This window comes from Oceanisphaera litoralis (assembly GCF_016907015.1).
GTDB lineage: Bacteria > Pseudomonadota > Gammaproteobacteria > Enterobacterales > Aeromonadaceae > Oceanimonas > Oceanimonas litoralis.
This window is the reverse complement of sequence record NZ_JAFBBE010000019.1, coordinates 46,102-70,674: the sequence shown is the minus strand read 5'-3', so window position 1 is coordinate 70,674 and position 24,573 is coordinate 46,102. Positions and strand designations below refer to the sequence as shown.

Genomic DNA, 24,573 nt, shown 5'->3' with positions numbered 1-24,573 from the left:
AAGCTATTGCAGAATATGACAATAAGGACAGTACCATGCTTAACGTTAGTCCCATCCCTGCGTTTCAGGATAACTATATCTGGCTGATAACGAATAACAACCATGCGGTCGTGGTCGATCCCGGCGCGGCGGCACCGGTCGAGCGGGTGCTGGCCGAGCGCGGGCTGACGCTGGAGGCCATGCTGATCACCCACCACCATCATGATCATACCGGTGGGGTCCAGGCACTGCTGGCCCAGTGGCCTCATGCCCGGGTGTATGCCCCGGCCGCCGAGCGGCTGCCGGCCCCCGGCAGCATTGCCCTGAACGACGGCGACGCCGTGTCCCTCCCCGAGCTGGGGCTGGAACTCGAGGTGATGGCGGTGCCCGGTCATACCCTAGGTCATATCGCCTACTTTGCTGCTTCCCCTGCTCCTCGGGACCAGGTGCCTCAGGGCCAGCCGTTGCTGTTTTGCGGCGACACCCTGTTTTCGGGCGGTTGTGGCCGACTGTTCGAAGGCACACCCTCTCAGATGTACCAGTCTCTTTCCCGCCTCGCCGCCCTGGCGGATGACACCCGGGTGTATTGTACCCACGAGTACACTCAGGCAAACCTGGCCTTTTGCCGTGCTGTAGAGCCAAATAACCCCGAATTGAAGAAATACCTGCAAAAGGTGGCTAAATCACGCCAGCAGGGGGTACCTACTTTGCCCAGTTCCATCGGCCTGGAAAAAGCCGTCAATGTCTTCCTGCGCGCCCATCTGGCGGGGGTCAGAGCCGCCGCTCAGGCCCATGAAGGAGCGGAGTTGATCGAGAACATCGATGTATTCGCTGCACTTAGGCGCTGGAAGGACGATTTTTAACGAACTTGATTAAGCTGCTCACAAAGCATACACTGGCCGCCGTTTTTTGTGAGACGCAGACACCATGAGAAGACTCTGTTTATTATCCAGTGCCTTGCTCCTGGCGGGCTGCCAGGCGGTGTCGGCCGATTCGGTTCGACATCCCTATGGCCATCAGGAAGTAGCTGGAGAGCAGGCGAACCGCCCGCTCTACCCCAAGTCAGCGACCTATTCGTCGCTGAAAATACAAAGCAAAACCACCACCGACCGTGGCCAGGCTTACAGCACCGTATCCCATTCATCAACCAAGCGGCAGCAGCACCAGCCGGCCGAAGCGCAACAGCAGGATCTGTGGCGCGACCTGGCTGCAAACATGCAACTTGATATGCCCCTGGATCACCCCAGAGTCGTGGCCCAGCGGAACTGGTACCTCAAGCACCCGACATATATGCGTTCCGTATCCGAACGAGCCAGACCGTTTCTCTATCTCATCAAGGAAGAGATAGAAAAACGGAACATGCCCATGGAGCTGGTCTTGCTGCCGGTGGTGGAGAGTACCTTCGATCCGCGTGCCTATTCCCATGGCCACGCCGCAGGCCTGTGGCAGATGCTGCGGGGCACCGGCAAGCAGTTCGGGCTGCATTACGACAGCTGGTATGACGGTCGTTACGATGTCATGGCCTCGACCCGGGCCGCGCTCGACTATCTGGAATACCTGAACGGTTTCTTCGATGGCGACTGGGTGCTGGCACTGGCCGCCTACAACTCGGGCGAAGGCCGGGTGCAACGCGCCATGAAAGCCAATCGTCGCCAAGGCAAACCCACCGACTACTGGTCGCTGTCGCTGCCGAAGGAAACGCAGAAGTACGTGCCCAAGCTGCTGGCTCTGGCCGATATTCTGAAGCAACCCGGCCACTATGGTATGGAAGTGCCGGCGGTGCCCAACCGGCCACAGCTGGCGGTAGTGGAAGTGGAAGGTCAGGTCGACTTGAACATGGCGGCCGACCTGGCCGGCATGAACCGCAAACAGCTCAAGCAGCTGAACCCGGCATTCAAGCGTTCCGCCACTTCGCCGGTACGCAACGCCGAAATACTGGTGCCGGTGGCCCATGCCCAGGGCTTCGAAATAGCCATGGCCGATCTGCCCGAGCAGGAGCGCAAGTCCTATCAGCGCTATCAGGTTCGAGGCGGTGACAGTCTCAGCAGAATCGCCCGTCGCAACGGCACCAGTATCGAAGCCATCCGGCAGGCGAACAACCTGCGCGGCAGCACGATTCGGGTAGGCCAGACACTGATGCTGCCCAGGGCGATCGGTGCCGGGGATCCATCGTCTGCTGATGGGGTTTATCGGGTACAGTCCGGGGATTCCCTCTCGGCCATCGCCAGCCGTTTCAGTGTCAGCATTACCGATCTGCTGCGCTGGAACCAGCTGACGGACAAAAACAGCCTGCGCGCCGGACAGAGTCTGATCGTAACGGCCAACGCCGGGTAATGAATCAGCGTGAGGGGTGAGGCGTTAACCGTGAGGTGTAAACTCCCTCACCTCTTACTCCTCATCCCTCACCACTTACTCCTCACCTCTTACCCCTCACCACTTACTTCTCACCCCTCCCCGCTCAGGTCAACTGGGGAACTGCACGGGGGCGTCCGTTCTCGTCGATGGCCACATACACTATCTGGGCGCCGGCCACCCGGTAGCGGGGGCCTGCTTCCGGTACCAGTACCGGCTTGACCCAAACCTCGACGTTGATGGTAATAGAAGAACGGCCCACCTTGACCACATCGCCATAGCAGCACACCACGTCGCCCACCTGCACCGGGCGCACAAAGGTCATGTCGCCCACGGCCACGGTACACACCCTTCCCAGGGCAATTTCATTGGCCAGCAGGCTACCCCCCAGATCCATCTGCGACATGATCCAGCCACCGAAGATATCGCCATTGGCATTGGTGTCGGCCGGCATGGCCATGGTGCGCAACAGCAGTTCTCCCCTCGGGGTTTGTTGATCGGTCATCGCGTTCAGGTCTCCTATCGGACAAATAAAGTGGGCATAATAATCAGCCGGCTCGCCGGCCGCAATTTTCAATCTGAAAAGGGGTGTTATGAAGGTCGGAGTGCCATGGCGCCCTTGCTCAGCCCCGCGCCTTACGCGCTGCCAGCCAGTCAAACCAGTCCGTTACCCGATAGTCGAGACCCAGCCAGCGACTGAGGCCACTGCCGTCGATGCACTTGCCCTCGCCGCCGCCGCCGAATTGCGGCGGCGGCAGGTCGCTAAGCTCGGCCGCCCGGGTATAAAATTCACGCCGACCGGGATGATGCGGCGCGCTGGCATTGAGCACTTCCGGCCAGTCGTGCCGGGCCAGAATGGCGGGAATAAAACGCAGCAGGTCTTCCTGCGCCACCAGGTTGACCGGCTCGTCGCCGCCCTCGAAGCGGCGTCCGGCCAGAAAACGCCCCGGCTCCCGGTTGCCGCCGACCAGACCGGACAGCCGCAGACACAGCACCCGAGGTATGCCACTGTGGCGTACCGCCTGCTCTGCCGCCAGCATGCGCTCCCCCCGGGCCGAGTCCGGCGCGGCATCCGCCTCTGTCTTGCGCCCGAGTCCGCCATAGACGGAGGTGGCGCTGGTAAACAGCAGCCGCTGTACGCCCGCTTTGGCAGCCAGCCTGGCCACCCGCCCCAGGGTCTCGGCATAATCGTCTACCTTGCCCGGCGGCACGCACAGCACCAGAGTCTGTGCCGCCAGTTCAACGGGCCAGGCCGACGGCCGGGGCTCGTTGATATCCCACACCAGGGCGTCAATGCCCTCTCGGCGCAGCCGTTCGGCCTTGGCCTCGGTGGTGGTGGTGCCGGCCACGCGACAGCCCCGGGCTTGCAGTGTCTTCGCCAGCGGCTCGCCCAGCCAGCCCAGCCCCACGATGGCAACGCTTGACTCAATGCTCAGATCAGTAGACATGATTCAGCTCCGCCGGTTTGATAAAGGTTTTCTTCTGCCCCAGCATGTCCTGATAAATCACCGAAAATGCCAGCACGTTCTGTACATAACCCCGGGTTTCTCGATAGGGAATGTTTTCTACCCACACATCCATGGGGCGGCTGCCACTGTCGTTCAGCCAGCGATTGATGCGGGAGGGGCCCGCATTATAGGCGGCAATGGCCGGGATCCGGTTGTTACCATAGCGCTCCAGCAGCTCCTTGAAGTAGCTGGACCCCAGCTGCACGTTCACCTCGGGGCGATAGACGTCGGACGGACTTTGATAAGCGCTGATACCGTGCTTGCGTGCGGTTTCCCTGGCGGTGGCCGGCATCAGCTGCATCAGGCCACCGGCCCCGACCGGCGAACGCGCCTGTTCATAAAAGGCGCTTTCCTGACGGGCAATGGCAAACAGCGTGGCTTCATCCACTCCCAGGCGGCGGGCCTGGCGTTGGAACAGTTCCCGGTAGACCACCGGGAAACGCAAGTCCAGGTGATCCCAAGCGCGCACCTGAATGCTGGCCACGATGGACTTGTCGTACCAGCCCCGGCTCAGGGCCAGGCTACCCAGCGCCAGCCCTTCGGCTTCATTGACCCGGCCCAGCAGGTGATACCACTCGACCCGGGCGGCGGTGTTGTCTCCCCATGCCAGCCACTCTTCTACCCGCAGCAGCGCCGGCCATTGCCGACGGGCCTGACTCAAGGAGGGTACCGGCACCAGGGGTTTCTTTTGCAGTGAAAAGTCGTGCCGCCCCTGCTGCGCCGCCAAAAAGCCGTAGTAATCCCGATGCTGGGCCGCCTGCCGCCAGGCCTTGTCGCCCTCGTCATGGCGGTTCCGGGCCTTCAACGCCCGGCCCCGCCAGTATTGCCAGCGGCTGTCCTGCTGTGCCGCCTCCGGCAGCCGGTCAATCCAGCCGGAAAGACCGGGCCAGTCCTGCTCCCAGATGGCCAGCCGGGCCCGCAGCTCGAACAGATCCGCATCGCCCACCACCGGCAGGCGGCTGTCGAGCCAGTTGCGATAATCCCGGGTACGATTGAACATCAGGCGCCGGGCCAGTTGCCGCTCTATGCCGGTCACCTGCTCCTGGCTCAAGCCCGACTGACGCCGGTATTTGGGATAAAGGCTCATCACCAGCTCGGGCTTGGTGTCTGCGAGGCGAGACAGTGCCCTGGCCAGTGCCGCCTTGTGGCGAGCCGAACCGGCAACCAGTAACCGGGAGCCGGCCAGTAATTCGGGATCCTTGTCGAGAGACAGCAGGAAGTCTCCTGCCGGTTTGGCAGATGAACTCAACTGACGACCCAGGTAGCCGAGCAACCCATCCTGACGATGATCGAATGCCAGCAGCATCCGCTGCCAGATATGTTCATCGCTACGGCCGCCGGCGCTGCTCCAGGCGTCAAACAGGGGGTCACAGAGTTCGGGGCGGGAATAGCCGTGCAGCCACAGCCGCTCGGCACCGGCGATGGCCGCGGCCTTGTCTCCCGTTACCCACTTGGCTCTGTAGTGCGCACACTGCAGTTCAACACTGTTGGGCAGGGCGGGATAGAATGCCAGAAATTCCTGCCAGCGCTGCTCCCGCGCCAGTCGGAACAGATAACGGCGTTCGAGCCGGCTTGCCAGATGGGAGTCGGAATAGCGCGTCATGAACCGGACAATCTGGGCTCTGGTCAGCTGCTGCATCCGCTCGTCAAGATATTGATAATCCAGATAAACCGTCAACGGATACGCATCCAGCCCCTGGCGCAGCCGTTCATAAAGCACCAGGTCGTTTTTTTTCAGCGCCTGCTCGGCCTGTCGGTACTGATCGCGCAACGGCGAGGCCTGAACGCTCACCCCCAGGCTTAACAGCAGCAATCCCACTCCAAACCAGCCTCTCACGGTGCACTCCCCCAGATAACGATAGAGAACCATCCTAAGGAATAGTGACAACACTGCCAATGGGGGGCGATAAATTCTCTTTTTGCGCCGGGCCGGGCCCGGCTCCGCCTGAACAAGACAACACCACATGACAACCCAGCAAGACAACACAGGCCGTAGCGATACCGGCAGAAACCGGTATCGGAGGAGTGAATAAAACAACTTATCCGATCGAGTCTGGCCCCGGTTACCCATCCCTGACAAGGGCTTTTTGGTGGCAGCGGCGACCCGATCACAGATTTTGGCCGCAGCGAACGACAGGCCCGATAAAGTTGATCAGGGTCACGACATTAAACTACTGTCAGGGTAGGCTGAAACGGTACACCAACACAGAAACACCTCAGGGGGTCCATATGTCCATTACCATTACCAGCAACGTTATCGACATCTCTCCCGCTATTCGTGAACGGATTGAAAGTCGCTTCGCGAAGCTGAACCGGCGCCAGGTTGCGCTGATCAGCCCCCATGTCATCATTCAGAAAGAAGGACAAAACTATCTGGTAGAAGCGACCGCAGGTGTTCCCAACGATACCCTTTTCGCCCAGGCAGAAGATGAAAACCTGTACGCCGCCATCAAGGAACTGGGACAAAGACTGGAGCGCCAGCTGAACCGTTATGCCGACAAGCCGCTGGCCCAGCGCACCCAGACCCCACAGCCGATCACCGAAAGTGAAAGCGAAAGCGAAGAAGCGGAGTAATCCTCCTCCCGGGAGCCAGCCCCTGGCTCCCGATGTCCACCCCGGTTTCGACACCGAACGCCAGGCGGTAAATGGCAAAAACGACCATTTATCGCCTTTTGCCGGCCAATCCCTTCTGCTCGGCCAAAAATTCCCGGAAAAGGCTTGCCCTCGCCGCCGCTTTTCAGTATTTCTATCAGGGTATTTATCAAGGTTGAGAACTGTCATGTCCGTTTCCCTGTTTTTCTTTCACTTCTTTTTTGCATCCTGCTTGTTTGAATCATAAACGGGGCGGCATCTGGTCTGGCAAGAGATAAACGAAAGACAAACAGACAAGCCTCCCACCGGGAGGCTTTTTTATTAGGTGACACTTTTTTAGGTACAAGGGAAGCCAAATTCATGAATCTGGATGAGATCAGAACCCACATCAGCCGCCTCGACACGGAACTGCTGACCCTGTTGGCCAAACGCAAGGGCCTGAGTCTGGAAGTGGCCCGGAGCAAGCTGGAAAACCCGAGGCCGATTCGGGATCAGGTACGGGAGCAGGCGCTGCTGGTGGAGCTGATCAACCAGGGCCGTCAGCTTGGTCTGGATGCCCATTACGTCACCCGGCTCTATCACACCATCATCGAAGACTCGGTGCTGTCCCAGCAGGCGCTGCTGCAGGACCTGCTCAACCCCCAGGATGAAGTGCCGGCCATCAGCGTGGCCTTTCTCGGTCTGCGGGGCTCCTACTCCAACATGGCCGCCCGCAAGTATCTGTCCCGCTTTCAGGCCACCCTGGTCGAGCATAACTGCGAAACCTTTCAGCAGATCTTCGATACCGTCGAGTCCGGTCAGGCCCAGTACGGTATTCTGCCCATCGAAAACACCAGCTCGGGCGCCATCAACGACGTGTTCGATCTGATGCAGCACACCAGCCTGTCCATCGTCGGCGAGCTGACCCAGCCGATAGAGCACTGCCTGCTGGTGGCGGTAGACACCGACGTCAGCAAGCTGAAAACCCTGTACACCCATCCTCAGGTGTATCAGCAGTGTTCCCAGTATCTGAAGACACTGCCGGGCGTCAAGGTCGAATTCTGTGCCGCCTCTTCCAACGCCATGGAGCTGGTTGCCAACCTCAAACGAACCGACATCGGTGCCATGGGCAGCGCCGACGGCGGCGAACTGCACGGCCTCAAGCCCCTGGTACGCGGCCTGGCCAACCAGAAGCAGAACATGACCCGCTTTATCGTGGTGGCGCGCAAGCCGGTGGAAGTGGCCGCGCAGATCCCCGCCAAAACCAGCTTCATCATGTCGACCGGCCAGCAGAGCGGTGCCCTGGTAGAAACCCTGCTGGTGCTGCGCAGTCATCACATCACCATGACCAAGCTCGAATCCCGCCCCATTATCGGCAATCCCTGGGAAGAAATGTTCTACGTGGATGTGGCGGCCAACGTCAACAGTGACGAGATGCAGGCGGCGCTGAAAGAGCTGAAGGACATAGTCCGCTTCATCAAGATACTGGGCTGTTATCCCAGTGCCGAGGTGGCGCCGACCCGGATTCCCTCCCGGGCACTGAGCCAGGGTAACGGCGGCGCCTTGACACCGCCGCCCCGCAAGCAGGCCGACAACGGCACCGGAATGCCACTGCAGATCGGCCGCTTTTACATGAGTCCTCAGGAGCCGCTGCTGGCGGCCATGCTGGCGACCTGGCCCGAGCGCTCCGCCTTGCAGGAAGCCGCGCGTCGTCTGAAAGAGCACGGTGGCCAGGTGCTGGCGGCCCCCTGTTTCGGAACCGGTGACACGAGTCAGCAACAACAGCGCCTGCAGCAGTTGCGTGACGTTGCCGCCCAGTTTGATCTGGCCGCCATGACCCTGGTTCACACCCCGGAACAGCTGAGCAGGGCGGCGGAGTCCCTCGACCTGCTGCTGCTGCAGCCCATCGAGGGCCGACGCGACGAGTTGCTGACCGCCGCCGGTCGCAGCACCCGTCCGGTCTTGCTGCCGCTGGGAGACAAGCCGGAGCAGACCCTGGCCGAGGCCGAACAGATACTGACCGAGGGTAACCAGCAGCTGGCGCTGCTCGACACCCGGAGTCGCTCCCTGCCAGACTTGCTGCGCCTGCAGCAACAGAGCCGCCTGCCGCTGCTCAGCCAGTTGCCGGGCCAGGACAGCCTGCTGCCCGAACTGGGCCAGGCCCTGAAAGGCGCCGGCATCCAGGGCTTTTGTCTTACGCTGAATGAAGATGACGACATGGCGCCGCTGCAGCAACTGGCCCAGCGGCTGTATCAGGATTAAGAGATGTGAGGGGGGGTGAGGGGTAAACGGTGAGGAGAGCAGGCAGGCTCCCGGTCCGCACATGGCGCTGGTCTGCCCCTCCCCCTTGGCAGCGGATTGACAGACACGGCTACGGATCATCGCCAGGGGGAGGCTGGGAGGGGGTGTCGCTTCGGCCGAGGCTCTGAACCTGCGGAACATGCGCATATACTGCAGTAACCCCTCCCCGGCCCTCCCCTTGCCTTTCACCCCGCCGTCATTGCTGCAAATTCGACGTTAAGGGGAGGGAGCAAAACGGGCGCCGTGCTTGAAGCTTGGCGCCAGTCTGTCCCTCACACCTTACCTTTCACTCCTCACACCTCACGCTTAATCCGCATGATGGCGGCTGTCGTTGGCCTGCGCCAGCAGGTTGCGGCTTTCCTTGAGGAAGGTGTCGGCGTAGTCGCCGAAAAATTCGCTGACGGTGGAGAACTGCTGCACGAAGGCGTCACGCTTGCCCTGCTCCAGCTGCGCCAGCAGCTCGCCGAAGCGGCTGTGATAGCGACGGATCATCTCCAGGTTGCCGGGTGACGACAGAATAATGTCGGCATAGAGCACAGGATCCTGGGCGAACAAACGGCCCACCATGGCCAGCTCCAGCCGATAGATGGGCGAGCTCAGGCGCAGCAGTTGCGTCAGATCCGCCTGCTCGGCACAAAGGTGGGCGCCGTAGGCAAAACTGGTAAAGTGACGCAGGGCCTGCACCAGACTCATGGCCTTGTCGTGTTCTTCGGCACTCACCGCCTGCAGGCGGGCGCCCCAGATACGCATCTGGGCCAGCAGCCATTCATGCTGCTCGCCCCCACGGCCTTCGCTGTAGATGATCACCTGTTTGGCCAAGCTGGACACATCGGGTCCGAACATGGGGTGCAATCCCAGCACGGGGCCGGCGTGCACCTTCAGCATGGCCGCCAGCGGCTCGGCCTTGATACTGGTCAGGTCAACCAGCAGGCAGTCGGCGGGAAGCTCGGGCAGACGCTCTATGACCGCCACCGTCTGATCGATGGGCACCGCCACCACCACCAGACCCGCGTCTGCCAGCAGCTGGTCGGCGTGCGCCCAGTCGTCTTTTTCCAGGATCTCGACCGGATAACCGGACAGGGTCAGCAAATGGGCAAACAGAGCACCCAGCTGACCGGCCCCGCCGATCACCACGGCCTTGCCCAGTGTGGGGTTCATGCACTTGAAGCCGGTGTCTTTTTCGCTGGCATAAGACTCGCGCATCGCCCGACGCAACACATCTTCAATCAAGTCCGGTGGCACGCCTCGCGCCTCGGCTTCGGCCCGGCGGCGGGCCAGCATGGCCGCCTCTCTGTCGGGCGCATAAATCGGCACCCCCTGGCGGCTCTTGACTTCCCCTACTCCCGCCACCAGTTTCAGGCGGCGGGCAAACAGCTCAACCAGTTGCTGGTCAACTTCGTCTATCTGATCCCGCAGGACTGCTAATTCATCTATCATTGGTCCCATCCCAATTACAAAAGCACCGGCCCTTCCCGGACGCGGTGCTCCATTATGCCTGTGAACCGTCGACGGGGACAGTCGCCCCGAGGCGTCAGGCGGCTCTATTCAATCACTCAGGTACACTCAGGTAGTAACAAAGCCGTGGCACTCAGCCCAGTCGGGCCTTTAACGGCGCGGCCAGCTGCTGATGACAATGTTTCAGCAGCTCGGCGGTGGTGTCCCAGTCGATGCAGGCATCGGTAATCGACACCCCGTAACGCATTTCGCTGCGCGGCTGTTCGCTGGACTGGTTGCCTTCATGCAGGTGCGACTCCAGCATGATGCCGAGAATGGACCGGTTGCCTTCCTGGATCTGATGCACCACGTTCTCGGTCACCAGCGGCTGCAGGCTGTAATCCTTGTTGGAGTTGCCATGGCTGCAGTCCACCACCAGGCTGGGGGCCAGCCCGGCGTTCACCATCGCCTTTTCGGCCAGCGAAACATTGACCGAGTCGTAGTTGGGCTGCTTGCCGCCGCGCAGTATGACGTGGCCGTCCGGGTTACCCTGGGTGACCAGCAAGGCGACCTGCCCTTCCTGGTTGATCCCCATGAAGGCATGAGACTCGGCCGCCGCCTTCAGCGCATTGATGGCGGTGCCCAGGTTGCCGTCGGTACCGTTCTTGAAGCCCACCGGCATCGACAGGCCCGAGGCCATCTCCCTGTGGGTCTGGGATTCGGTGGTGCGGGCACCGATGGCCGACCAGGAAAACAGCTCGGCCAGATACTGGGGGCTGATGGGATCCAGGGCTTCGGTGGCCAGCGGCAGTTCCAGCTCGGCCAGCCAGCACAGCAGCTCGCGGGCCTTGTGCAGGCCCAGCTCGATATCGAAGCTGCCATCCAGGTGAGGATCGTTGATAAAGCCTTTCCAACCGACGGTGGTGCGCGGCTTCTCGAAATAGACGCGCATCACGATATAAAGGCTGTCACTGTACTCATCATGCAGTTTTTTGAGGCGGGTTGCGTACTCTTTGGCTGCGTCGATATCGTGGATGGAGCAGGGACCGCAAATCACCAGCAGGCGGTGATCCTTGCGTTGAATAATATCGGACATGATCTGCCGGGCCTGGCCGATGAAAGACAATGCCTCGCCGGAGATCGGCAACTTGGCTTTCAGCTCCGCCGGGGTGATCATCACCTTCTCGGATCGAATATGGATATTATTCAGTGTATCTTTCTGCATGATGACAACCTCACCTGTAAATAAATCATTACAACCAAATAGAAAGAAAAACCGCATCGGGTTTGACTTCGGGTTATTTCTTTCTTACGCAACCACTTTCACCTTACCAAGGCCGGACCGCCTTGCAAAGCCTGATGTCGTGCAAAAATCGGTTATTTTGTATTGTGAGGGCCAAATGACTATAAAAGAGCCAGCAAGCCTTTGCCGCCGACTGCCCCCTTGCGGCCGCACGACGTCGCCTGGCACTGTGCCCTTGATTTCAGCTGTTATTCCTCTGCGGATCTGCCATGATGCCGCCCCTTTTACTGGAGCCTGGTGATGCAACGACTTCTCCGTTTTTTCTTTCAGGGTCTCTTGATCCTGCTGCCCTTTGTACTGACGGTGTATCTGGTTTATCTGATTTTCAACCTGCTTAACGAAACCCTGTTTTCGGCCCTGGGATCGGGACTGCAACTGGTGTTTCCGGCATTGGAGGCGGGCTGGATTGCCGATCTGGCCGGTGGCCTGCTGACCTTGACGGTGATCATACTGACCGGCATGTTCGCCTCTTTTTATCTCGGTCGTTTTCTCCTGTCGCTGTTCGACAATGTGCTGAGCCGCATCCCCCTGGTCAAGCTGCTCTACAACTCGCTACGCGACTTGTTCAATTCGCTGATCGGGGATAATAAAAAATTCAACAAACCGGTGGCGGTCAGCCTGATGAATGGGGAGATACAGCTGCTGGGCTTTATCACCCGGGAAGACATGGACGCCTTCGGTCTGCCGGGCAAGGTCGCCGTCTACCTGCCCCAGTCCTATAATTTTGCCGGCAACCTCATCCTGGTGGACAAGGACAAGATCCAGCTGCTGGATGTGGCCGCCAGCAAGATGACCACCTTTATCGTCAGCGGCGGTATTACCGGAAAACCCTGAATACAAAGCCGTCAGCGATCAGCTAAAAGCTAAAAACCAACACTAAAGAGCCGGGATAAACCCGGCATCTGCAGCAAACAATGATTTGTCTTACGGCTTCCAGCTGATCGCTTAACGCTTTCTTTTACCCGTCAATCTCGTCCATGAAGGCTTCCAGCTCCTCGTCCGAGGCGGGCTCGAATTCCTTGCCTACCTTGGTATCCTGATACTGCAGATAGAGATCCTTGGTCAGACCATAAGGATCGAGGGCATTATCGATAATAGGCTCACGCTCTATCAGCTCGCTGCGCTGATAGAGGCCGTCGAGCGTCCATTTTCCGGTGCGCAGGGCCAGGCTCATCACGTCGTAGGGAAAATACAGGCTGTCGACCATGTCGCCGGAAAGCTGGCGCAGGGTGGTCGGCCCCAGCACCGGCAACATCAGAAAAGGTCCGTCGCCAATCCCCATCTGCCCCAACACCTGGCTGAAATCCTTGGAACGACGCGGCAGGGTCATTTTTTCCGCCACGTCGAAGTAACCCAGCACCCCGACGGTGCTGTTGACGCCGAAGCGAACCAGGTTGGTACCGGCGCCGGTAAAATCGCCGGTCACCAGGTGGTTGACGAAGCTGGCCGGTTCTTCCAGATTGAGCACCACGTTCTGCAGCCCGTCTCTGACCGGTTTGGCCACATAATCCGCATAGGCGTGGGCCGCCGGGCGTACGACATAGGGATCCAGTACATCGTAATTGATGACCCAGGAGGCACGGTTGACCGGCTCGAAAGGGTCACGAGCATCATTGGCCGTTGCCCTGGCATAATCGGCCGGTACTGCCGGTGAGAAAGGATCATTCGTGCGTGGTACCTCCACGCCCTCGTGGGCGGCACAGCCGACCAGGGTCATGCTCGCGGTCACTATCAATGTTCGCCACATAATCAGGCCTTATCGCTTTTGTTATTATTTAATATCGCTCATGACGGACAGACAGGCCTGTCCGACCGTCTTACAAGGGCGTATCGATGAAGATGGACAGCTGACTATCCTCACCGGTGCTCAGTACGCCGCTGCGACCTTCCCAGGCGTCGGTGGCATCGGTCACGTTGCCGCTGGGGGCAATTCGCGCCTTGATCACCACCGCATCCCGTCCACTCAGGTTGTTGCCGGCCACCATGGCGTCCGCATTGGACAGGGTAATGGTCAGCGGAAACGAGGGTCGCTCGATACGCCGGGCCACCAGCGGCATCTCGCCGCCACTGGCATCGACGGCGTACACGAAGAGCGCGGCGCCCGGATGATAAGGCACGGCGCTGGCGGTATTCACCTCTACCTCGAAGCGCGGGCCGGTCACCGGGGCCTGGTCGGTTTCTGCCAGCCGTTGCTCGGCAAAGGCCACCGAACGTTCAATCATCGCATAACGCGGGCTATCCGGCGACATACGCTGCAGAATCTGCTGCCAGCGGGCGATGGCCGCGGTCAGGTTATCCTGCTGCAGGGCCATGAAAGCAAACACCGACCAGGCTTCCAGATTATCCGGATTCCTTGCCAGCACCTGCTTGATCAGGTTTTCGGCGCGCAGGGCTTCGCCGGTCATGGTCAGGGCCTCGGCGTAAGGCACTATCACCATATCCGGGTTATCGGTCAGCTTGAGCGCTTTTTCAAGGGCATCACGAGCGGTTTCGCCGTCGCGCATTTCCAGGGTCAGGCGACCCAGCAGCAACCAGCCACGGAAGTCATCGCCGTCCCGATGCAACTTGGTCCGCAACGACTGGATCAGATCCATCATGTCCTGCTCGGTCACTTCGCCATCGGGATCAACCAGTACCTTGCGCGACAACTCGCCCAGGCGGGCGGTATTATCCTGCCATTGCACCACCTTGGGATAGGCGCCCAGCTGCCAGTAGCCCGCATAGGCCACGGCCACCGCTATCAATACCGCCGGCAGCCATAACCAGATGCCGTGACGATACTCTTGCCGCGTTTCGGGGACCACATCATCCAGCAGGCTTTTCTGCAGTTCCTGGGCCGCCGATTCCCCCTCGTCCAGCAGACCCAGGTCCCGGTCCTGCTCCAGCTCCTGCAACCGTTGCCGATACAACCGGGTATTGAGTTGGTTACGGCTATGGCTGGACTCGGCCCGGCCTCGGGTCAGGGGCAGTATTATCACCAGTGCCAGCAGCAGCGTCAGCAGGCCGCTGGCGATCCAGAATAAGGTCATATCAGCTCTCTTTGTCTTTGTTCAGCAGGTCGGCCAGGCGCCGTTTTTCTTGCTCACTCAAGGTGCTATCGGCGCCGGCTGCGCTGTTTCGCGATTTTTTTCGCGTCCGTACCAGCACGATCACCAGTCCCAGCAGCATCACCAGCACGGGGCCGAGCCACAGGATCAGGGTCGAGGCCATGACCGGCGGCCGGTAGAGAATGAAGTTGCCGTAGCGGGCCACCATGTAATCGATGATCTCTTTCTTGCTGCTGCCTTCGCGCAACATGCTGTAGGTCTTCTCGCGCAGATCCTTGGCCAGCTCGGCATTGGAGTCGGAAATGTCCTGATTCTGGCACTTGGGGCAGCGCAGCTCCCGGGTCAGCTCGCGGAAGGCTTCTTCCTGCTGAGGGGAGTCGAATTCATAGACATCGATGGCAGCCATGGCCGGCGGCAGCCATAAGCCTGCCAGTAATATCAGCACAGAGCATAAACGCATCGCTTTACTCCATCCGCTCGAAAATGGGTTTCAGGGTCTGCTGCCATACCTGTTCGTTCACATCGCCCACGTGGCGGTAACGGATCACCCCCTGGCTGTCGATGAGAAAGGTCTCGGGAGCACCGTAAACGCCCAGATCCAGCCCCAGCATGCCGCGAGGATCATACAGGTCGATGGCATAGGGATTGCCCAGGTTTTTTAACCAGCGCAGGGCCTTTTCCCGCTCGTCCTTGTAGTTCATGCCGACAATATAGATACCCTCTTTCGCCTTCAGCTCGTTGAGGTATTCGTGCTCGGCATAACAGGTCGGGCACCAGGTGGCCCAGACGTTGAGCAGCATGGGCCGGCCGGTGAAAATGTCCCGGCTGAACTGCTGCTCCGGGTTCTGCAACGAGGTCAGGGCAAACTCGGGCACCTGCTGGTCCAGCAAGACCGACTCCAGCTTACGCGGATCCGAATACAAGCCCTTGTACAGGAAAATGCAGGCCCCCAGAAATATCAGCAGCGGGATGGACAGAATCAGTACACGACGGTTCATACAGCCTCCTGCGGCGTTTTACCACCGAAACGGTAGCGTTTGTCGACCATGGAAATAACACCGGCGACGGCCATCAGCAGGGCGCCGAACCAGATCCAGCGAATAAAGGGCTTGTAATAGAGCCGTACCGCCCAGGCGCCATCATCCAGCTCTTCACCCAGAGCGGCATACAGATCCCGGGTAAAACCGGCGCTGATGGCCGCTTCGGTCATCGGCATGCGCTGTACCAGATAGAGCCGCTTTTCCGCCTTGAGACTGGGCAGCACGCGGCCGTCCTTGCTGACGCCAATCACCCCCTTGAAGCCTTCGTAGTTGGGGCCGTCGGCCCGACGGGTACCCTCGAAGGTAAAGGTGTAACCGGAGAAGGTCACGCTGTCACCGGCAGACATACGCACGTCCCGCTCTATGCTGTAGAGCTGGGTGCAGCTGATGCCGATGATGGTCACCGCCAGGCCGATATGGCCGAGGAACATGGCCCAGTGGCTGTTACCCAGCTTGCGTACCCCCACGCCGAATGAATGGCGATGGGTGGAGCGAACCCAGGTTTCCTGCAGGCTGGTGATCACGATAAAGGCCCCCAGACCCAGACCGACCGCCGCCCAGACTTCGAAGCTGTCGGCAAAATACCAGGGCAGAAAGGCCCCGATGGCCACACTGGCCACCGCCGCAAACAGCAGCTTGCCGTTGATTTCCTTCATGCTCTGGCGGCGCCAGCGGAACAGGGGGCCGGCGCCCAGCAGCAGGGCAAAGGGAATGATCAACCAGGCATAAAGGCTGTTGAAGAAGGGCGCGCCGATGGAAATACTGCCCAGGCCCAGTTCCTTGTGCACCAATGGCAGCAAGGTGCCGATCAGCACCACCACCAGCCCCGCCATCAGCACTATGTTATTGCCGAGCAGCATGCTCTCTCGGCTGGCCAGCTCATGCTTGCCGTGGCTTTTGACTTCCGCTCCCTTGATGGCGTAGAGCAGCAAGGAGGCGCCGACCACCAGCATCAGGAACACCAGAATAAAGAGCCCTCGGGTCGGGTCCGACGCAAAGGCATGCACCGACACCAGCACCCCGGAACGCACCAGAAAGGTACCGAGCAGACTCAGTGAAAAGGCCATGATCGCCAGCAGTACCGTCCAGGCCTTGAAGGTGGCCCGTTTTTCGGTTACCGCCAACGAGTGGATCAGCGCCGTACCGGCCAGCCAGGGCATGAAGGAGGCGTTTTCCACCGGATCCCAGAACCACCAACCGCCCCAGCCCAGCTCGTAATAGGCCCACCAGGAGCCCAGTGCTATGCCCAGCGTCAGAAAAATCCAGGCGGCCATGGTCCAGGGGCGCGACCAGCGCGCCCAGGCTGCATCCAGCTTGCCGGTCATCAGGGAAGCGATGGCGAAGGCAAAGGCCACCGAAAAGCCCACGTAGCCCATATAGAGCATGGGCGGGTGGAAAATCAGCCCCGGATCCTGCAGCAGCGGGTTCAGATCCCGGCCATCGACCGGAAAAAACGGCAGGGTGCGCTCGAAGGGGTTGGAGGTCACGATCACGAACAGCAGGAAGCCGACGCCGATCATGCCCATCACACTCAGCACCCGGGCCACCGCATCCAGCGGCAGCGCCCGGCTGAAGCGGGCCACGGCGGCGGTCCAGCCGGCCAGGGTCAGCACCCACAGCAGCAAAGAGCCCTCATGGGCGCCCCATACCGCGGAAATGCGATATTCCAGCGGCAACAGGCTGTTGGAGTTGGAGGCCACATAGAGCACGGTAAAGTCGTGGTCGATAAAGGCCCAGGTCAGGCAGCCGAACGACAGCAGCAGAAAGCCGAACATGGCGTAGGACAGGGGGCGCGCCAGCAACATCATGTTGACGTTGCCGCGAGCGGCCCCGAGCAAGGGGTAAATACTGAGTATCACGCTCGCCGCCAGGGCGAGGATCAGGGCAAATTGCCCTATTTCTGGGATCATGACCGGCTTCCTTTAAGCTGCTCCGGGGAATATTCGGGTTTGATGTGCTCGATTCCCTTGAGCGCTTCGGCCAGTTCCGACGGCATATATTCTTCGTCGTGTTTGGCCAGTACCTCGAAGGCGGTGATGGTGCGCGCATCGTCCAGGTGGCCCTGGGCCACTATGCCCTGCCCTTCCCGGAACAGATCCGGCAGTATGCCGTCGAAGACAACGGTGATCACTTCACCACCGGCGTCCACCAGATCGAAGCTGACCTCAAGGCTTTGCTGATCCCGGCTGACCGAGCCCGGTACCACCATGCCGCCGATGCGCAGACGCTGGCCCACTTCCGGTTTGATTTTGGCCTCACCCTTGCCCTGCACCAGCTCGGTGGGGGTATAAAAGAGGTCAATATTCTGCTGCAGGGCATAGAGCACCAGCCCGGTCATGACCGATAATCCGATCACGACCGCCAACAGCAGGGTCATGCGTTTTTTACGTCTCGGGTTCATAAGGTATTCTCCAACTTCTGGGCGGCTTTACGGCGGGCCGCCCGGGCCTGTTTCTGTTTCACTGCACGCAGCAGGCTTTTTTTGGTCGTCATGGTCGACACCACCAGTGCCAGCAAGGCAAAAATGGTCAGACCAAAAGACAGCCACACATAGAAGCCGTAGCCGTCCATGGCCCAGAATGCGGACCAGCTATCAAATTTCATCCTGTTCCTCCGCCAGTTTCAACACCCAGGGACGATGGGACTCACGCCGGATCAATTCATTGCGCAGCCGCATCAGGGTCAGGGCCCCCAGAAAACACGTGAAGGCCAGTATCATGATCAACAGGGGCCAGAGCATGTCGTTGGAAATGGACGGCCGGGCGAACTTGGTGATGCTGGCGCCCTGATGCAGGGTGTTCCACCATTCCACCGAATAATGAATGATGGGCAGGTTGATCACCCCCACCAGCGCCAGAATGCCGGCGGCACGACCGGCCAGCACCTTGTCGGAAATGGCGTTATAAAGCGCGATAACACCCAGATAGAGAAACAGCAGTATCAGCTCGGACGTCAGGCGCGCATCCCACACCCACCAGGCGCCCCACATGGGTTTACCCCAGGCGGCACCGGTAAAGAGCGCGATGGCGGTAAAGACGGCCCCCACCGGCGCGATGGCCGCCACCGCCATGTCGGCGGTCTTGATTTGCCACACCAGACCGATAAAGGCGGCGATGGCCATCGAGGAGTAGGCGCCCATGGAAAGAATCGCGGAGGGCACATGAATATAGATGATGCGAAAGGCATCACTCTGCTGATAATCCGCCGGCGCAAAGGCCAGCCCCCAGGCCAGGCCAATGACAAAGGACACCACACTGAACACGGCAAACCAGGGTAACCAGAGGCCGGCCAGCCGATAGGCTTGCTCCGACTTGGCGTAGGGATGTAACCATTTCCACATGTTGCTCACAGACCTTTTTTGTATTGAAGATTGTTTACAGGTATTTGGTTAAACAAGGGCCCAAGATATCCCAAATTCCTCTTTCAGGACACTATGCAGACACCATGCAGACACCATACAGACACCATATTCTCAGTTGACGCTGACTCGCAGTGCCGAGGCGATGGCAAAGGGCGCCAGGGTCATGCTGCCCACCAGCATGGCCGCCAGAATCGCCAGCTGACCGTCGTACGGCGCACCAAAGGCCGCCGCCTCGATGGCCGAGGTAGCAAAAATCAGTACCGGAATATACAGCGGCAACGTCAGCAGGCTCAACAGCACGCCCCCCTTGCCGATGCCCACGGTAAGCGCCACCCCGATGGCACCGAGCAGGCTCAGGATCGGCGTGCCCAGTAACAGGGTCCAGAACACGGCCTGAAAGGCCACCATGTCCAGGCTCAGCAACACGGCCACCAGGGGGGACAGCAGCAGCAGCGGCAACCCGGTCAGCAACCAGTGCGCCAATACCTTGGCCAGCATCAGTACCCCAAGAGGACAGGGCATCAGCATTAATTGTTCCAGGGTACCGTCAATAAAATCGTCTTTGAACAATCGCTCCAGCGCCAGCAGCGACGACAATAGCGCCGCGACCCAGACGATGCCGGGGGCGATACGCGCCAGCAGCGTCGGTTCGGGGCCTATGCCTAACGGAAACAGGGTAATGACAATAACGAAAAACCACAGGGGATTGAGGATATCGGCCCGCCGGCGCAGGGCCGACACCAATTCGCGACGCAGTACCCCGGTAAACATGGATCTCATGCCATCTCCTCCTGATAGGGGGTCAGCTGCAGGGTACGAGCCCGGTCGGCACAGAGAGAGAGATCCTGGTGGGTGGTGATCAGGACCATGCCGCCGGCGTCGGTATGGTCCAGCAGCAGTCGCTCCAGTACCCTGACACCGTGTTTGTCGATGGCGGTGAAGGGTTCATCGAGAATCCATAGCCGGGGACCTCCCAACCATAACCGGGCCAGCGCCACCCGCCGTTTCTGGCCGGCAGACAGCTGGCCGGCGGTCTGATCTTCCAGTCCGGCCAGGCCCACCATGGCCAGCACCTCCCACAGATTGGCGCTACTGTCGGCATGGTGCATGCGGCGGAAGAAGGCCAGATTCTCGAAGGCGGTCAGTTCATGCTTGATACCGGCCTGATGGCCGAGATAGAGCAGGTCCCGATGATAGTCGTCCCTATGCTGCTCTATGTTCTCGCCCTGCCAGTGCACCTCACCGCCGTAAGGGCGAGACAGGCCGGCCAGCAAGCGCAGCAGACTGGTTTTACCGACGCCGTTGGGGCCGGCCACCTGCACCAGATCGCCGGGCGCCACCTTCAGCGATAACTCGCTGAACAGGGTGCGTTCTTCACGGACACAGGTCAAGGCTCTGGCTTCAAGCATAATCGTTGATAATTCAAACCATTAAAATGGGCGCCAGTTTAACACACGGCACCCATATGTGCAGAAAGAAACATCGGGAACGGTAAGGGATAATGAGCGGGGAAAACTATTTCCGGTGCAGGGAAATAAGCAGCTCGGCTTCGGCTCTCGGCATCTCGCACTCGGCCATGATTTCGTCAATATCGGCCCCCAGTTGCACCATGCGGGTCGCCCGGCTATAGAGCCTGCCCTGAGGATCCTTCAGCGCCAGCTCCTGCTGCTGCTCGCTTAACTGCCCCTGCAGGCGATGCAGGTCGCTCACCTTGTTGCCGAGGCCGATATTGGCCGCCTGCAGCTCTTCTATCTGCTTGCGGTAACTGTCCCGGGTACGGGTCAGTTCGCGCATCAGCCGGCTCATGGCCTCCAGCTTGCGCTGGCTATGCCGCCACATAGACCAGGACACCAGCAGGGCAACCGCGGCCAGCATCAGCGCCACTGTCGCCAGTATGAACGCCGGCTGCAGCCACATTACAGCTGGCCCAACTCGTCCCACTCGTCGTCGGACAGCAGCTTGTCCAGATCCACCAGGATCAGCAGCTCCTGCTCACGGTTGCACACGCCCTGAATAAACCTGGCGCTTTCGCTGGTGCCGACATGGGGGGCGTTTTCGATGTCGGACGACTTGAGATACACCACCTCGGACACGCTGTCGACCAGAATGCCGATGACCTGTTTTTCCGCCTCGATGATCACGATACGGCTGTTGTCGGTCAGCTCGGCCGGCTGCAGGCCGAACCGCAGCCGGGTATCGAGCACCGTCACTACGTTGCCACGAAGATTGACGATGCCCAGCACATAATCCGGGGCCCCGGGTACCGGGGCTATGTCGCTATAGCGCAACACTTCCTGCACCTGCATGACATTGATGCCGTAGGTCTCGTTATCGAGACGGAAAGTGACCCACTGCAATACCTCACCTTCGGCAAGATTTTCCGCTACGTTGCGATGACTGTTCATAGATTTTCCCTTATGCCTGCTCAGACCTGATGTCCGTCGATATTCTTGCCCTGCTCCAGCAGCCCGATCAAGGCGTCCACATGCAGCAGGGCACACATTTTGTCTTTTACCATGCCCGCCAACCAGGGTCGAGAGCCCGGTACAGCGCGCCATTTCACCTGTTCCCGGGTCAGCAGAGCCGTGCCTTTCAGCTGATGGCAACCCAGCCCCCAGTTGCTGTCACCCAGGGTCACCAGATACCGGTATTCTTCTTCGTCCTGATGGCCGGGCATGGCCCAGCGGGCGGTATCCACCACATAAAACTGACGTTCACGCTCGCTCAGTACACCGGCAAACCAGTGGGGTTGGCCGAACAGGCTGGTCAGCCTGGCCATCTGATGGATGCCCCCGAGGCGGGTCAGCGGTACCGCAAAGGTCATGCCCGCCACCTCGAAGAACAGGGCCTGAAAACTGCTTTCGGTGTCCATATTATGCCATTCGGTGACGACCGGCACGTCGGCGGTTACCGGCACCTCGGCAGCCACCGGCGTTTCAGTCGTTATCGGCATCGGCGGTGTCAGCGGTACCGGTTCGGTCACCACAGGATCGTCGATTGACACCGGTGCCAACGGGGGCACAAACAGGGGGATTTGCTCCCGTTCCGGTTCGGGAGCCGGCACGTCAACCGGCGGCGGCAGGCTTTCCTCTTCTGTCAGCTCTGCTACCCGGGCCAGCAGAACCTCCAGCCCCCGGCGTCGCTCCTCCCCGGCCGGATCGGCAAAGAGAGTGGCAGGGCCGGAACCGGCAACCGGTACCGGCCGGGCTGGTAATGGTGATGGTGATGGTGATGGTGCAGGGGAACTCTCTTCCAGCAGGGCACCAAAATAATCGTCGAGGGCGTCGGATTGTCGTTGATTCATAATGCCGGCTCCACGCCATCGAGCTGCCACAGGTAGCGCAGCAGGGTCTGATAGGCATACACCCCCCGGCTGCCCCTGGCGAAGTAGGAAGGGGGTTCATGACGCAGGCTGGCATCGCGGAACTTGGTGTCCACCGGGATGACCGAGGGCCAGAGCCGCTCACCATACCGCTGCTTCAGGCTGTCCAGACTCTGCACCGAGGCCCGGGTGCGCTGATCGTACATGGTGGGCACCACCGTATAGTTGAAGCCGTTCTTTCTGGCCCTGTGCATCAGCCCAAAGGTACTGACCATGCGTTCCAGCCCCTTGATGGCCAGAAACTCGGTCTGCACCGGCACCAGAATGCGATCACAGGCGGCCAGCGCATTGACCATCATCACGCCCAGCACCGGTGGGCAGTCGATGATGACCACATCAAAGTCATGCTGCAACTCTGCCAGCAGGCGCTTCAGAATCAGCCCCATGCCTTCGCGGCTGCTGGAGGTGCGATCCAGCGTCGCCAGAGAAATCGACGCCGGTAGCAGCGTCAAGCCGTCGAAACAGGTCTTCAGCGCGACCTGTCCGAACAGGGCGCGGTTCGGGCGATCTGCCTGAAACAGGTCAAACAGGGTGTACGGCAAGGCATCCATATCATAATCGAGATAGGAGGTCAGAGAGCCATGAGGGTCGGTGTCGATCAGCAGCACCCGCTTGTCGCGCTGCGCCAGCAAACCGGCGAGCGCCACGACGGTCGTGGTTTTACCGACGCCCCCTTTCTGATTTGCCACTGTCCAGACAATCACTGCTTGGCCCCGCCCTGTGTTGCTGTTGTGCCGATACGTATGCCGCCGCCGGGCAGCTCATACACCCGCAGTATCGGGCTCTGTTCCGTATTCAGCGGCCGTGAGGGCAAGGCGGTTCCAGGTTGCCATCTGTGTGCCGAAATGGCGATTTCGACCCGACGATTGCGGGCCCGCCCCCGCTCGCCCGGCTCTTGATCTCTGGGATGAAATTCGCCGAAGGCCTCCAGCGCCAGGCGCGGCGCGGCAATCCCTTCCTGAAGCAGCCATTCCAGCACCCCCCGCGCCCGCTCGGCAGAGAGCTGCCAGTTGGAGGCATAGAGTTCGTTGCTGACCGGCAGGTTATCCGCATAGCCGCGTACCCGAACAAAATGATTCACCGGCGCCAGCACCGGGATCAGGGCACTCAGCACCGGCTGGGCGTTGGCCCCCGGCAAGGCGCTGCCACTGGCGAACAGCAAACTGCCATCAAAATTCAGCGTCAACCAGTCGCCGTCGTTTTCAAGTTCCACCAAGCGACGCTCCAGCAACGGCGCCAGCCGTAGTTCCAGTTCGGCTTGCAGACGGGCCAGGCTGGAGTCATCCAACGGCGCGCCGGTTCCGGTGGCGGCAGATTCGGAAGCAAGCGCCATCCTGCTTATCGCCGCCGTGGCAGGCAGTGCATCGCCGCTCAGGCGTACCAGTGCCTGCTGCATACCGTCCAGCATGGGCTGCTGCAACTCCGTCTTGCCGGCATGAATGCTGTACAGCACCACAAACAGTGCAAACACCAGCGTCATGTAGTCCGCATAAGATACCAGCCAGCGATCCAGCCCGGCACTGTAGGACCCCGAGACCAGGGAGCGACGCCTCATTGACGCTGCCCCTGATATTGGGCCAGCTGCCGGCTGACCGACAGGCTACCGTCACCGCGGGCGATCGCCAGCAGGCCGATGGCGGTCAGCTCCCGGTAGCGCAGCTCCAGCCGGTACATGGCTCGCAGCCGGTTGGCCAGTGGCAACAACAGCAGGTTGGCCAGCCCCACCCCGTACAGGGTGGCGACGAAGGCCACCGCGATGCCGGCTCCCAGCTGGCCGGAATCATCCAGATTCGACATCGCCTGAATCAGCCCCAGCACGGCGCCGATAATACCGATGGTCGGACTGTAGCCGCCCATGGCTTCGAATACCCGGGCTTCCAGCTCTTTCTGCTCTTCGATACGGTCCAGCTCGTTATCCAGCAGCCGCTCCAGCGCCGCCGGCTCGGTGCCATCCACCAGCCATTGCAAGCCCTGGCGGGTAAATGCATCCAGTTCATGCCGTTCAAGGTGAGACTCGAGGGACAGAAAGCCTCCCTGTCGTGCTTCGTTCGACCAGTGCAGCAACCGCGAGGCCTGTTCGTGAAAGGGCCAGGGTGGCCGGCCGACCAAGGCCGTCAATGCCTTGAGTGCCGCCAGGCACTGGGGCCAGGGCGTCTGCAGCATCACCGCCCCCAGGGTACCGCCGCAGACGATCAGCAAGGCGGGCCCGTCCAGCAGCCCCCACAGACTTCCCCCATGCCACCACTGGGCAAGAGTGAGACAAACCAGCGCCAGCAACAGTCCGGCCAGCGCCAT

General features: G+C 60.4%; 26 protein-coding genes, 1 pseudogene and 1 other annotated feature. Of the genes and pseudogenes, 6 read left to right on the top strand and 21 right to left on the bottom strand.

Annotated features, from left to right (window positions below; genetic code table 11):
• Nucleotides 1-35: 35 nt before the first annotated feature.
• Complete coding sequence (gene gloB / locus HNR62_RS12440) at nucleotides 36-842, top strand: hydroxyacylglutathione hydrolase (protein WP_204796412.1); 807 nt, start codon at nucleotides 36-38, stop codon at nucleotides 840-842.
• Nucleotides 843-906: 64 nt separating this feature from the next.
• Nucleotides 907-2,313, top strand: a complete 1,407-nt coding sequence (locus HNR62_RS12435) for a LysM peptidoglycan-binding domain-containing protein (RefSeq protein WP_204796411.1) — start codon at nucleotides 907-909, stop codon at nucleotides 2,311-2,313.
• 124 nt (nucleotides 2,314-2,437) lie between these two features.
• Here HNR62_RS12435 and yciA read toward each other — a convergent pair whose 3' ends face one another.
• From yciA to HNR62_RS12420, 3 genes are all read right to left on the bottom strand, one after another.
• The gene (gene yciA / locus HNR62_RS12430; RefSeq protein WP_204796410.1) at nucleotides 2,438-2,836 is read right to left on the bottom strand and encodes an acyl-CoA thioester hydrolase YciA; all 399 of its coding nucleotides are present in this window, start codon (nucleotides 2,834-2,836) and stop codon (nucleotides 2,438-2,440) included.
• Between the two features lie 118 nt (nucleotides 2,837-2,954).
• A complete protein-coding gene (locus HNR62_RS12425) occupies nucleotides 2,955-3,779 on the bottom strand; it encodes an NAD(P)-binding domain-containing protein (RefSeq protein ID WP_239552779.1) in 825 nt (274 codons plus the stop codon).
• A complete protein-coding gene (locus HNR62_RS12420) occupies nucleotides 3,769-5,676 on the bottom strand; it encodes a transglycosylase SLT domain-containing protein (RefSeq protein WP_338044110.1) in 1,908 nt (635 codons plus the stop codon). Before HNR62_RS12420 ends, HNR62_RS12425 begins: the two co-directional genes overlap by 11 nt.
• A gap of 392 nt (nucleotides 5,677-6,068) precedes the next feature.
• Between HNR62_RS12420 and hpf the strand changes: the two genes are divergently transcribed.
• The 3 genes and pseudogenes from hpf to HNR62_RS16195 all read left to right on the top strand — a co-directional run.
• On the top strand, nucleotides 6,069-6,413 hold the full coding sequence (hpf, locus tag HNR62_RS12415) for a ribosome hibernation-promoting factor, HPF/YfiA family (RefSeq protein WP_204796409.1): 345 nt from the start codon (nucleotides 6,069-6,071) through the stop codon (nucleotides 6,411-6,413).
• Between the two features lie 71 nt (nucleotides 6,414-6,484).
• Entirely contained in the window at nucleotides 6,485-6,610 is a 126-nt protein-coding gene (locus HNR62_RS16330) for a hypothetical protein (protein ID WP_275588102.1), read from the top strand.
• A 7-nt stretch (nucleotides 6,611-6,617) separates the two neighbouring features.
• Nucleotides 6,618-6,754 (top strand) — a sequence feature (Phe leader region).
• Nucleotides 6,755-6,791: 37 nt separating this feature from the next.
• Nucleotides 6,792-7,940, top strand: a pseudogene (locus HNR62_RS16195) (chorismate mutase); the annotation flags it as partial.
• 1,077 nt (nucleotides 7,941-9,017) lie between these two features.
• On the opposite strand, the gene tyrA reads toward HNR62_RS16195, so the two are convergent.
• Both tyrA and HNR62_RS12400 read right to left on the bottom strand, forming a co-directional pair.
• On the bottom strand, nucleotides 9,018-10,148 hold the full coding sequence (tyrA, locus tag HNR62_RS12405; RefSeq protein ID WP_204796407.1) for a bifunctional chorismate mutase/prephenate dehydrogenase: 1,131 nt from the start codon (nucleotides 10,146-10,148) through the stop codon (nucleotides 9,018-9,020).
• 151 nt (nucleotides 10,149-10,299) lie between these two features.
• A complete protein-coding gene (locus HNR62_RS12400) occupies nucleotides 10,300-11,370 on the bottom strand; it encodes a 3-deoxy-7-phosphoheptulonate synthase (protein WP_204796406.1) in 1,071 nt (356 codons plus the stop codon).
• 318 nt (nucleotides 11,371-11,688) lie between these two features.
• On the opposite strand from HNR62_RS12400, the gene HNR62_RS12395 reads away from it, so the two are divergent.
• On the top strand, nucleotides 11,689-12,282 hold the full coding sequence (locus tag HNR62_RS12395; RefSeq protein ID WP_204796405.1) for a DUF502 domain-containing protein: 594 nt from the start codon (nucleotides 11,689-11,691) through the stop codon (nucleotides 12,280-12,282).
• A gap of 124 nt (nucleotides 12,283-12,406) precedes the next feature.
• On the opposite strand, the gene HNR62_RS12390 is transcribed toward HNR62_RS12395, so the two are convergent.
• From HNR62_RS12390 to HNR62_RS12315, 16 genes are all read right to left on the bottom strand, one after another.
• Complete coding sequence (locus tag HNR62_RS12390; protein WP_239552778.1) at nucleotides 12,407-13,195, bottom strand: MlaA family lipoprotein; 789 nt, start codon at nucleotides 13,193-13,195, stop codon at nucleotides 12,407-12,409.
• A 70-nt stretch (nucleotides 13,196-13,265) separates the two neighbouring features.
• Nucleotides 13,266-14,477, bottom strand: a complete 1,212-nt coding sequence (gene ccmI, locus HNR62_RS12385) for a c-type cytochrome biogenesis protein CcmI (protein WP_204796404.1) — start codon at nucleotides 14,475-14,477, stop codon at nucleotides 13,266-13,268.
• Between the two features lies 1 nt (nucleotide 14,478).
• Nucleotides 14,479-14,955 carry a cytochrome c-type biogenesis protein gene (locus HNR62_RS12380; RefSeq protein ID WP_204796403.1) on the bottom strand — a complete coding sequence of 159 codons (477 nt, stop codon included), beginning with the start codon at nucleotides 14,953-14,955 and terminating at the stop codon, nucleotides 14,479-14,481.
• 4 nt (nucleotides 14,956-14,959) lie between these two features.
• The gene (locus tag HNR62_RS12375) at nucleotides 14,960-15,493 is read right to left on the bottom strand and encodes a DsbE family thiol:disulfide interchange protein (RefSeq protein WP_204796402.1); all 534 of its coding nucleotides are present in this window, start codon (nucleotides 15,491-15,493) and stop codon (nucleotides 14,960-14,962) included.
• Nucleotides 15,490-17,445, bottom strand: a complete 1,956-nt coding sequence (locus tag HNR62_RS12370; RefSeq protein ID WP_204796401.1) for a heme lyase CcmF/NrfE family subunit — start codon at nucleotides 17,443-17,445, stop codon at nucleotides 15,490-15,492. The genes HNR62_RS12375 and HNR62_RS12370 overlap by 4 nt, the downstream gene beginning before the upstream one ends.
• On the bottom strand, nucleotides 17,442-17,936 hold the full coding sequence (gene ccmE, locus HNR62_RS12365) for a cytochrome c maturation protein CcmE (protein WP_204796400.1): 495 nt from the start codon (nucleotides 17,934-17,936) through the stop codon (nucleotides 17,442-17,444). The genes HNR62_RS12370 and ccmE overlap by 4 nt, the downstream gene beginning before the upstream one ends.
• Nucleotides 17,933-18,139 (bottom strand): heme exporter protein CcmD, encoded by a 207-nt coding sequence (ccmD, locus tag HNR62_RS12360; protein ID WP_204796399.1) that lies wholly within the window; start codon nucleotides 18,137-18,139, stop codon nucleotides 17,933-17,935. Before ccmD ends, ccmE begins: the two co-directional genes overlap by 4 nt.
• A complete protein-coding gene (locus tag HNR62_RS12355; RefSeq protein WP_204796398.1) occupies nucleotides 18,129-18,875 on the bottom strand; it encodes a heme ABC transporter permease in 747 nt (248 codons plus the stop codon). The genes ccmD and HNR62_RS12355 overlap by 11 nt, the downstream gene beginning before the upstream one ends.
• Nucleotides 18,876-19,007: 132 nt before the next feature.
• Nucleotides 19,008-19,676 (bottom strand): heme exporter protein CcmB, encoded by a 669-nt coding sequence (gene ccmB / locus HNR62_RS12350; protein ID WP_204796397.1) that lies wholly within the window; start codon nucleotides 19,674-19,676, stop codon nucleotides 19,008-19,010.
• Nucleotides 19,673-20,305 (bottom strand): cytochrome c biogenesis heme-transporting ATPase CcmA, encoded by a 633-nt coding sequence (ccmA, locus tag HNR62_RS12345; RefSeq protein ID WP_239552777.1) that lies wholly within the window; start codon nucleotides 20,303-20,305, stop codon nucleotides 19,673-19,675. The genes ccmB and ccmA overlap by 4 nt, the downstream gene beginning before the upstream one ends.
• 106 nt (nucleotides 20,306-20,411) lie before the next feature.
• Nucleotides 20,412-20,813 carry a DUF2802 domain-containing protein gene (locus HNR62_RS12340; RefSeq protein WP_204796396.1) on the bottom strand — a complete coding sequence of 134 codons (402 nt, stop codon included), beginning with the start codon at nucleotides 20,811-20,813 and terminating at the stop codon, nucleotides 20,412-20,414.
• Nucleotides 20,813-21,301 carry a chemotaxis protein CheW gene (locus tag HNR62_RS12335; protein WP_204796395.1) on the bottom strand — a complete coding sequence of 163 codons (489 nt, stop codon included), beginning with the start codon at nucleotides 21,299-21,301 and terminating at the stop codon, nucleotides 20,813-20,815. The genes HNR62_RS12340 and HNR62_RS12335 overlap by 1 nt, the downstream gene beginning before the upstream one ends.
• A gap of 20 nt (nucleotides 21,302-21,321) precedes the next feature.
• Entirely contained in the window at nucleotides 21,322-22,200 is an 879-nt protein-coding gene (locus HNR62_RS12330) for a chemotaxis protein CheW (RefSeq protein ID WP_204796394.1), read from the bottom strand.
• The gene (locus HNR62_RS12325; RefSeq protein ID WP_204796393.1) at nucleotides 22,197-22,982 is read right to left on the bottom strand and encodes an AAA family ATPase; all 786 of its coding nucleotides are present in this window, start codon (nucleotides 22,980-22,982) and stop codon (nucleotides 22,197-22,199) included. The genes HNR62_RS12330 and HNR62_RS12325 overlap by 4 nt, the downstream gene beginning before the upstream one ends.
• Nucleotides 22,979-23,833 carry an OmpA family protein gene (locus HNR62_RS12320; RefSeq protein ID WP_204796392.1) on the bottom strand — a complete coding sequence of 285 codons (855 nt, stop codon included), beginning with the start codon at nucleotides 23,831-23,833 and terminating at the stop codon, nucleotides 22,979-22,981. The genes HNR62_RS12325 and HNR62_RS12320 overlap by 4 nt, the downstream gene beginning before the upstream one ends.
• Nucleotides 23,830-24,573, bottom strand: coding sequence for a flagellar motor protein (locus HNR62_RS12315; protein ID WP_204796391.1), 744 nt, complete (start codon nucleotides 24,571-24,573; stop codon nucleotides 23,830-23,832). The genes HNR62_RS12320 and HNR62_RS12315 overlap by 4 nt, the downstream gene beginning before the upstream one ends.

Excerpts from the sequence above, each read along its gene's own strand:
- gloB (WP_204796412.1), top strand. The coding sequence starts at position 36 with ATGCTTAACGTTAGTCCCATCCCTGCGTTTCAGGATAACTATATCTGG.
- HNR62_RS12435 (WP_204796411.1), top strand. The coding sequence starts at position 907 with ATGAGAAGACTCTGTTTATTATCCAGTGCCTTGCTCCTGGCGGGCTGC.
- yciA (WP_204796410.1), bottom strand. The coding sequence starts at position 2,836 with ATGACCGATCAACAAACCCCGAGGGGAGAACTGCTGTTGCGCACCATG.
- HNR62_RS12425 (WP_239552779.1), bottom strand. The coding sequence starts at position 3,779 with ATGTCTACTGATCTGAGCATTGAGTCAAGCGTTGCCATCGTGGGGCTG.
- hpf (WP_204796409.1), top strand. The coding sequence starts at position 6,069 with ATGTCCATTACCATTACCAGCAACGTTATCGACATCTCTCCCGCTATT.
- HNR62_RS16330 (WP_275588102.1), top strand. The coding sequence starts at position 6,485 with ATGGCAAAAACGACCATTTATCGCCTTTTGCCGGCCAATCCCTTCTGC.
- tyrA (WP_204796407.1), bottom strand. The coding sequence starts at position 10,148 with ATGATAGATGAATTAGCAGTCCTGCGGGATCAGATAGACGAAGTTGAC.
- HNR62_RS12400 (WP_204796406.1), bottom strand. The coding sequence starts at position 11,370 with ATGCAGAAAGATACACTGAATAATATCCATATTCGATCCGAGAAGGTG.
- HNR62_RS12395 (WP_204796405.1), top strand. The coding sequence starts at position 11,689 with ATGCAACGACTTCTCCGTTTTTTCTTTCAGGGTCTCTTGATCCTGCTG.
- HNR62_RS12390 (WP_239552778.1), bottom strand. The coding sequence starts at position 13,195 with ATGTGGCGAACATTGATAGTGACCGCGAGCATGACCCTGGTCGGCTGT.
- ccmI (WP_204796404.1), bottom strand. The coding sequence starts at position 14,477 with ATGACCTTATTCTGGATCGCCAGCGGCCTGCTGACGCTGCTGCTGGCA.
- HNR62_RS12380 (WP_204796403.1), bottom strand. The coding sequence starts at position 14,955 with ATGCGTTTATGCTCTGTGCTGATATTACTGGCAGGCTTATGGCTGCCG.
- HNR62_RS12375 (WP_204796402.1), bottom strand. The coding sequence starts at position 15,493 with ATGAACCGTCGTGTACTGATTCTGTCCATCCCGCTGCTGATATTTCTG.
- HNR62_RS12370 (WP_204796401.1), bottom strand. The coding sequence starts at position 17,445 with ATGATCCCAGAAATAGGGCAATTTGCCCTGATCCTCGCCCTGGCGGCG.
- ccmE (WP_204796400.1), bottom strand. The coding sequence starts at position 17,936 with ATGAACCCGAGACGTAAAAAACGCATGACCCTGCTGTTGGCGGTCGTG.
- ccmD (WP_204796399.1), bottom strand. The coding sequence starts at position 18,139 with ATGAAATTTGATAGCTGGTCCGCATTCTGGGCCATGGACGGCTACGGC.
- HNR62_RS12355 (WP_204796398.1), bottom strand. The coding sequence starts at position 18,875 with ATGTGGAAATGGTTACATCCCTACGCCAAGTCGGAGCAAGCCTATCGG.
- ccmB (WP_204796397.1), bottom strand. The coding sequence starts at position 19,676 with ATGAGATCCATGTTTACCGGGGTACTGCGTCGCGAATTGGTGTCGGCC.
- ccmA (WP_239552777.1), bottom strand. The coding sequence starts at position 20,305 with ATGCTTGAAGCCAGAGCCTTGACCTGTGTCCGTGAAGAACGCACCCTG.
- HNR62_RS12340 (WP_204796396.1), bottom strand. The coding sequence starts at position 20,813 with ATGTGGCTGCAGCCGGCGTTCATACTGGCGACAGTGGCGCTGATGCTG.
- HNR62_RS12335 (WP_204796395.1), bottom strand. The coding sequence starts at position 21,301 with ATGAACAGTCATCGCAACGTAGCGGAAAATCTTGCCGAAGGTGAGGTA.
- HNR62_RS12330 (WP_204796394.1), bottom strand. The coding sequence starts at position 22,200 with ATGAATCAACGACAATCCGACGCCCTCGACGATTATTTTGGTGCCCTG.
- HNR62_RS12320 (WP_204796392.1), bottom strand. The coding sequence starts at position 23,833 with ATGAGGCGTCGCTCCCTGGTCTCGGGGTCCTACAGTGCCGGGCTGGAT.
- HNR62_RS12315 (WP_204796391.1), bottom strand. The coding sequence starts at position 24,573 with ATGGCGCTGGCCGGACTGTTGCTGGCGCTGGTTTGTCTCACTCTTGCC.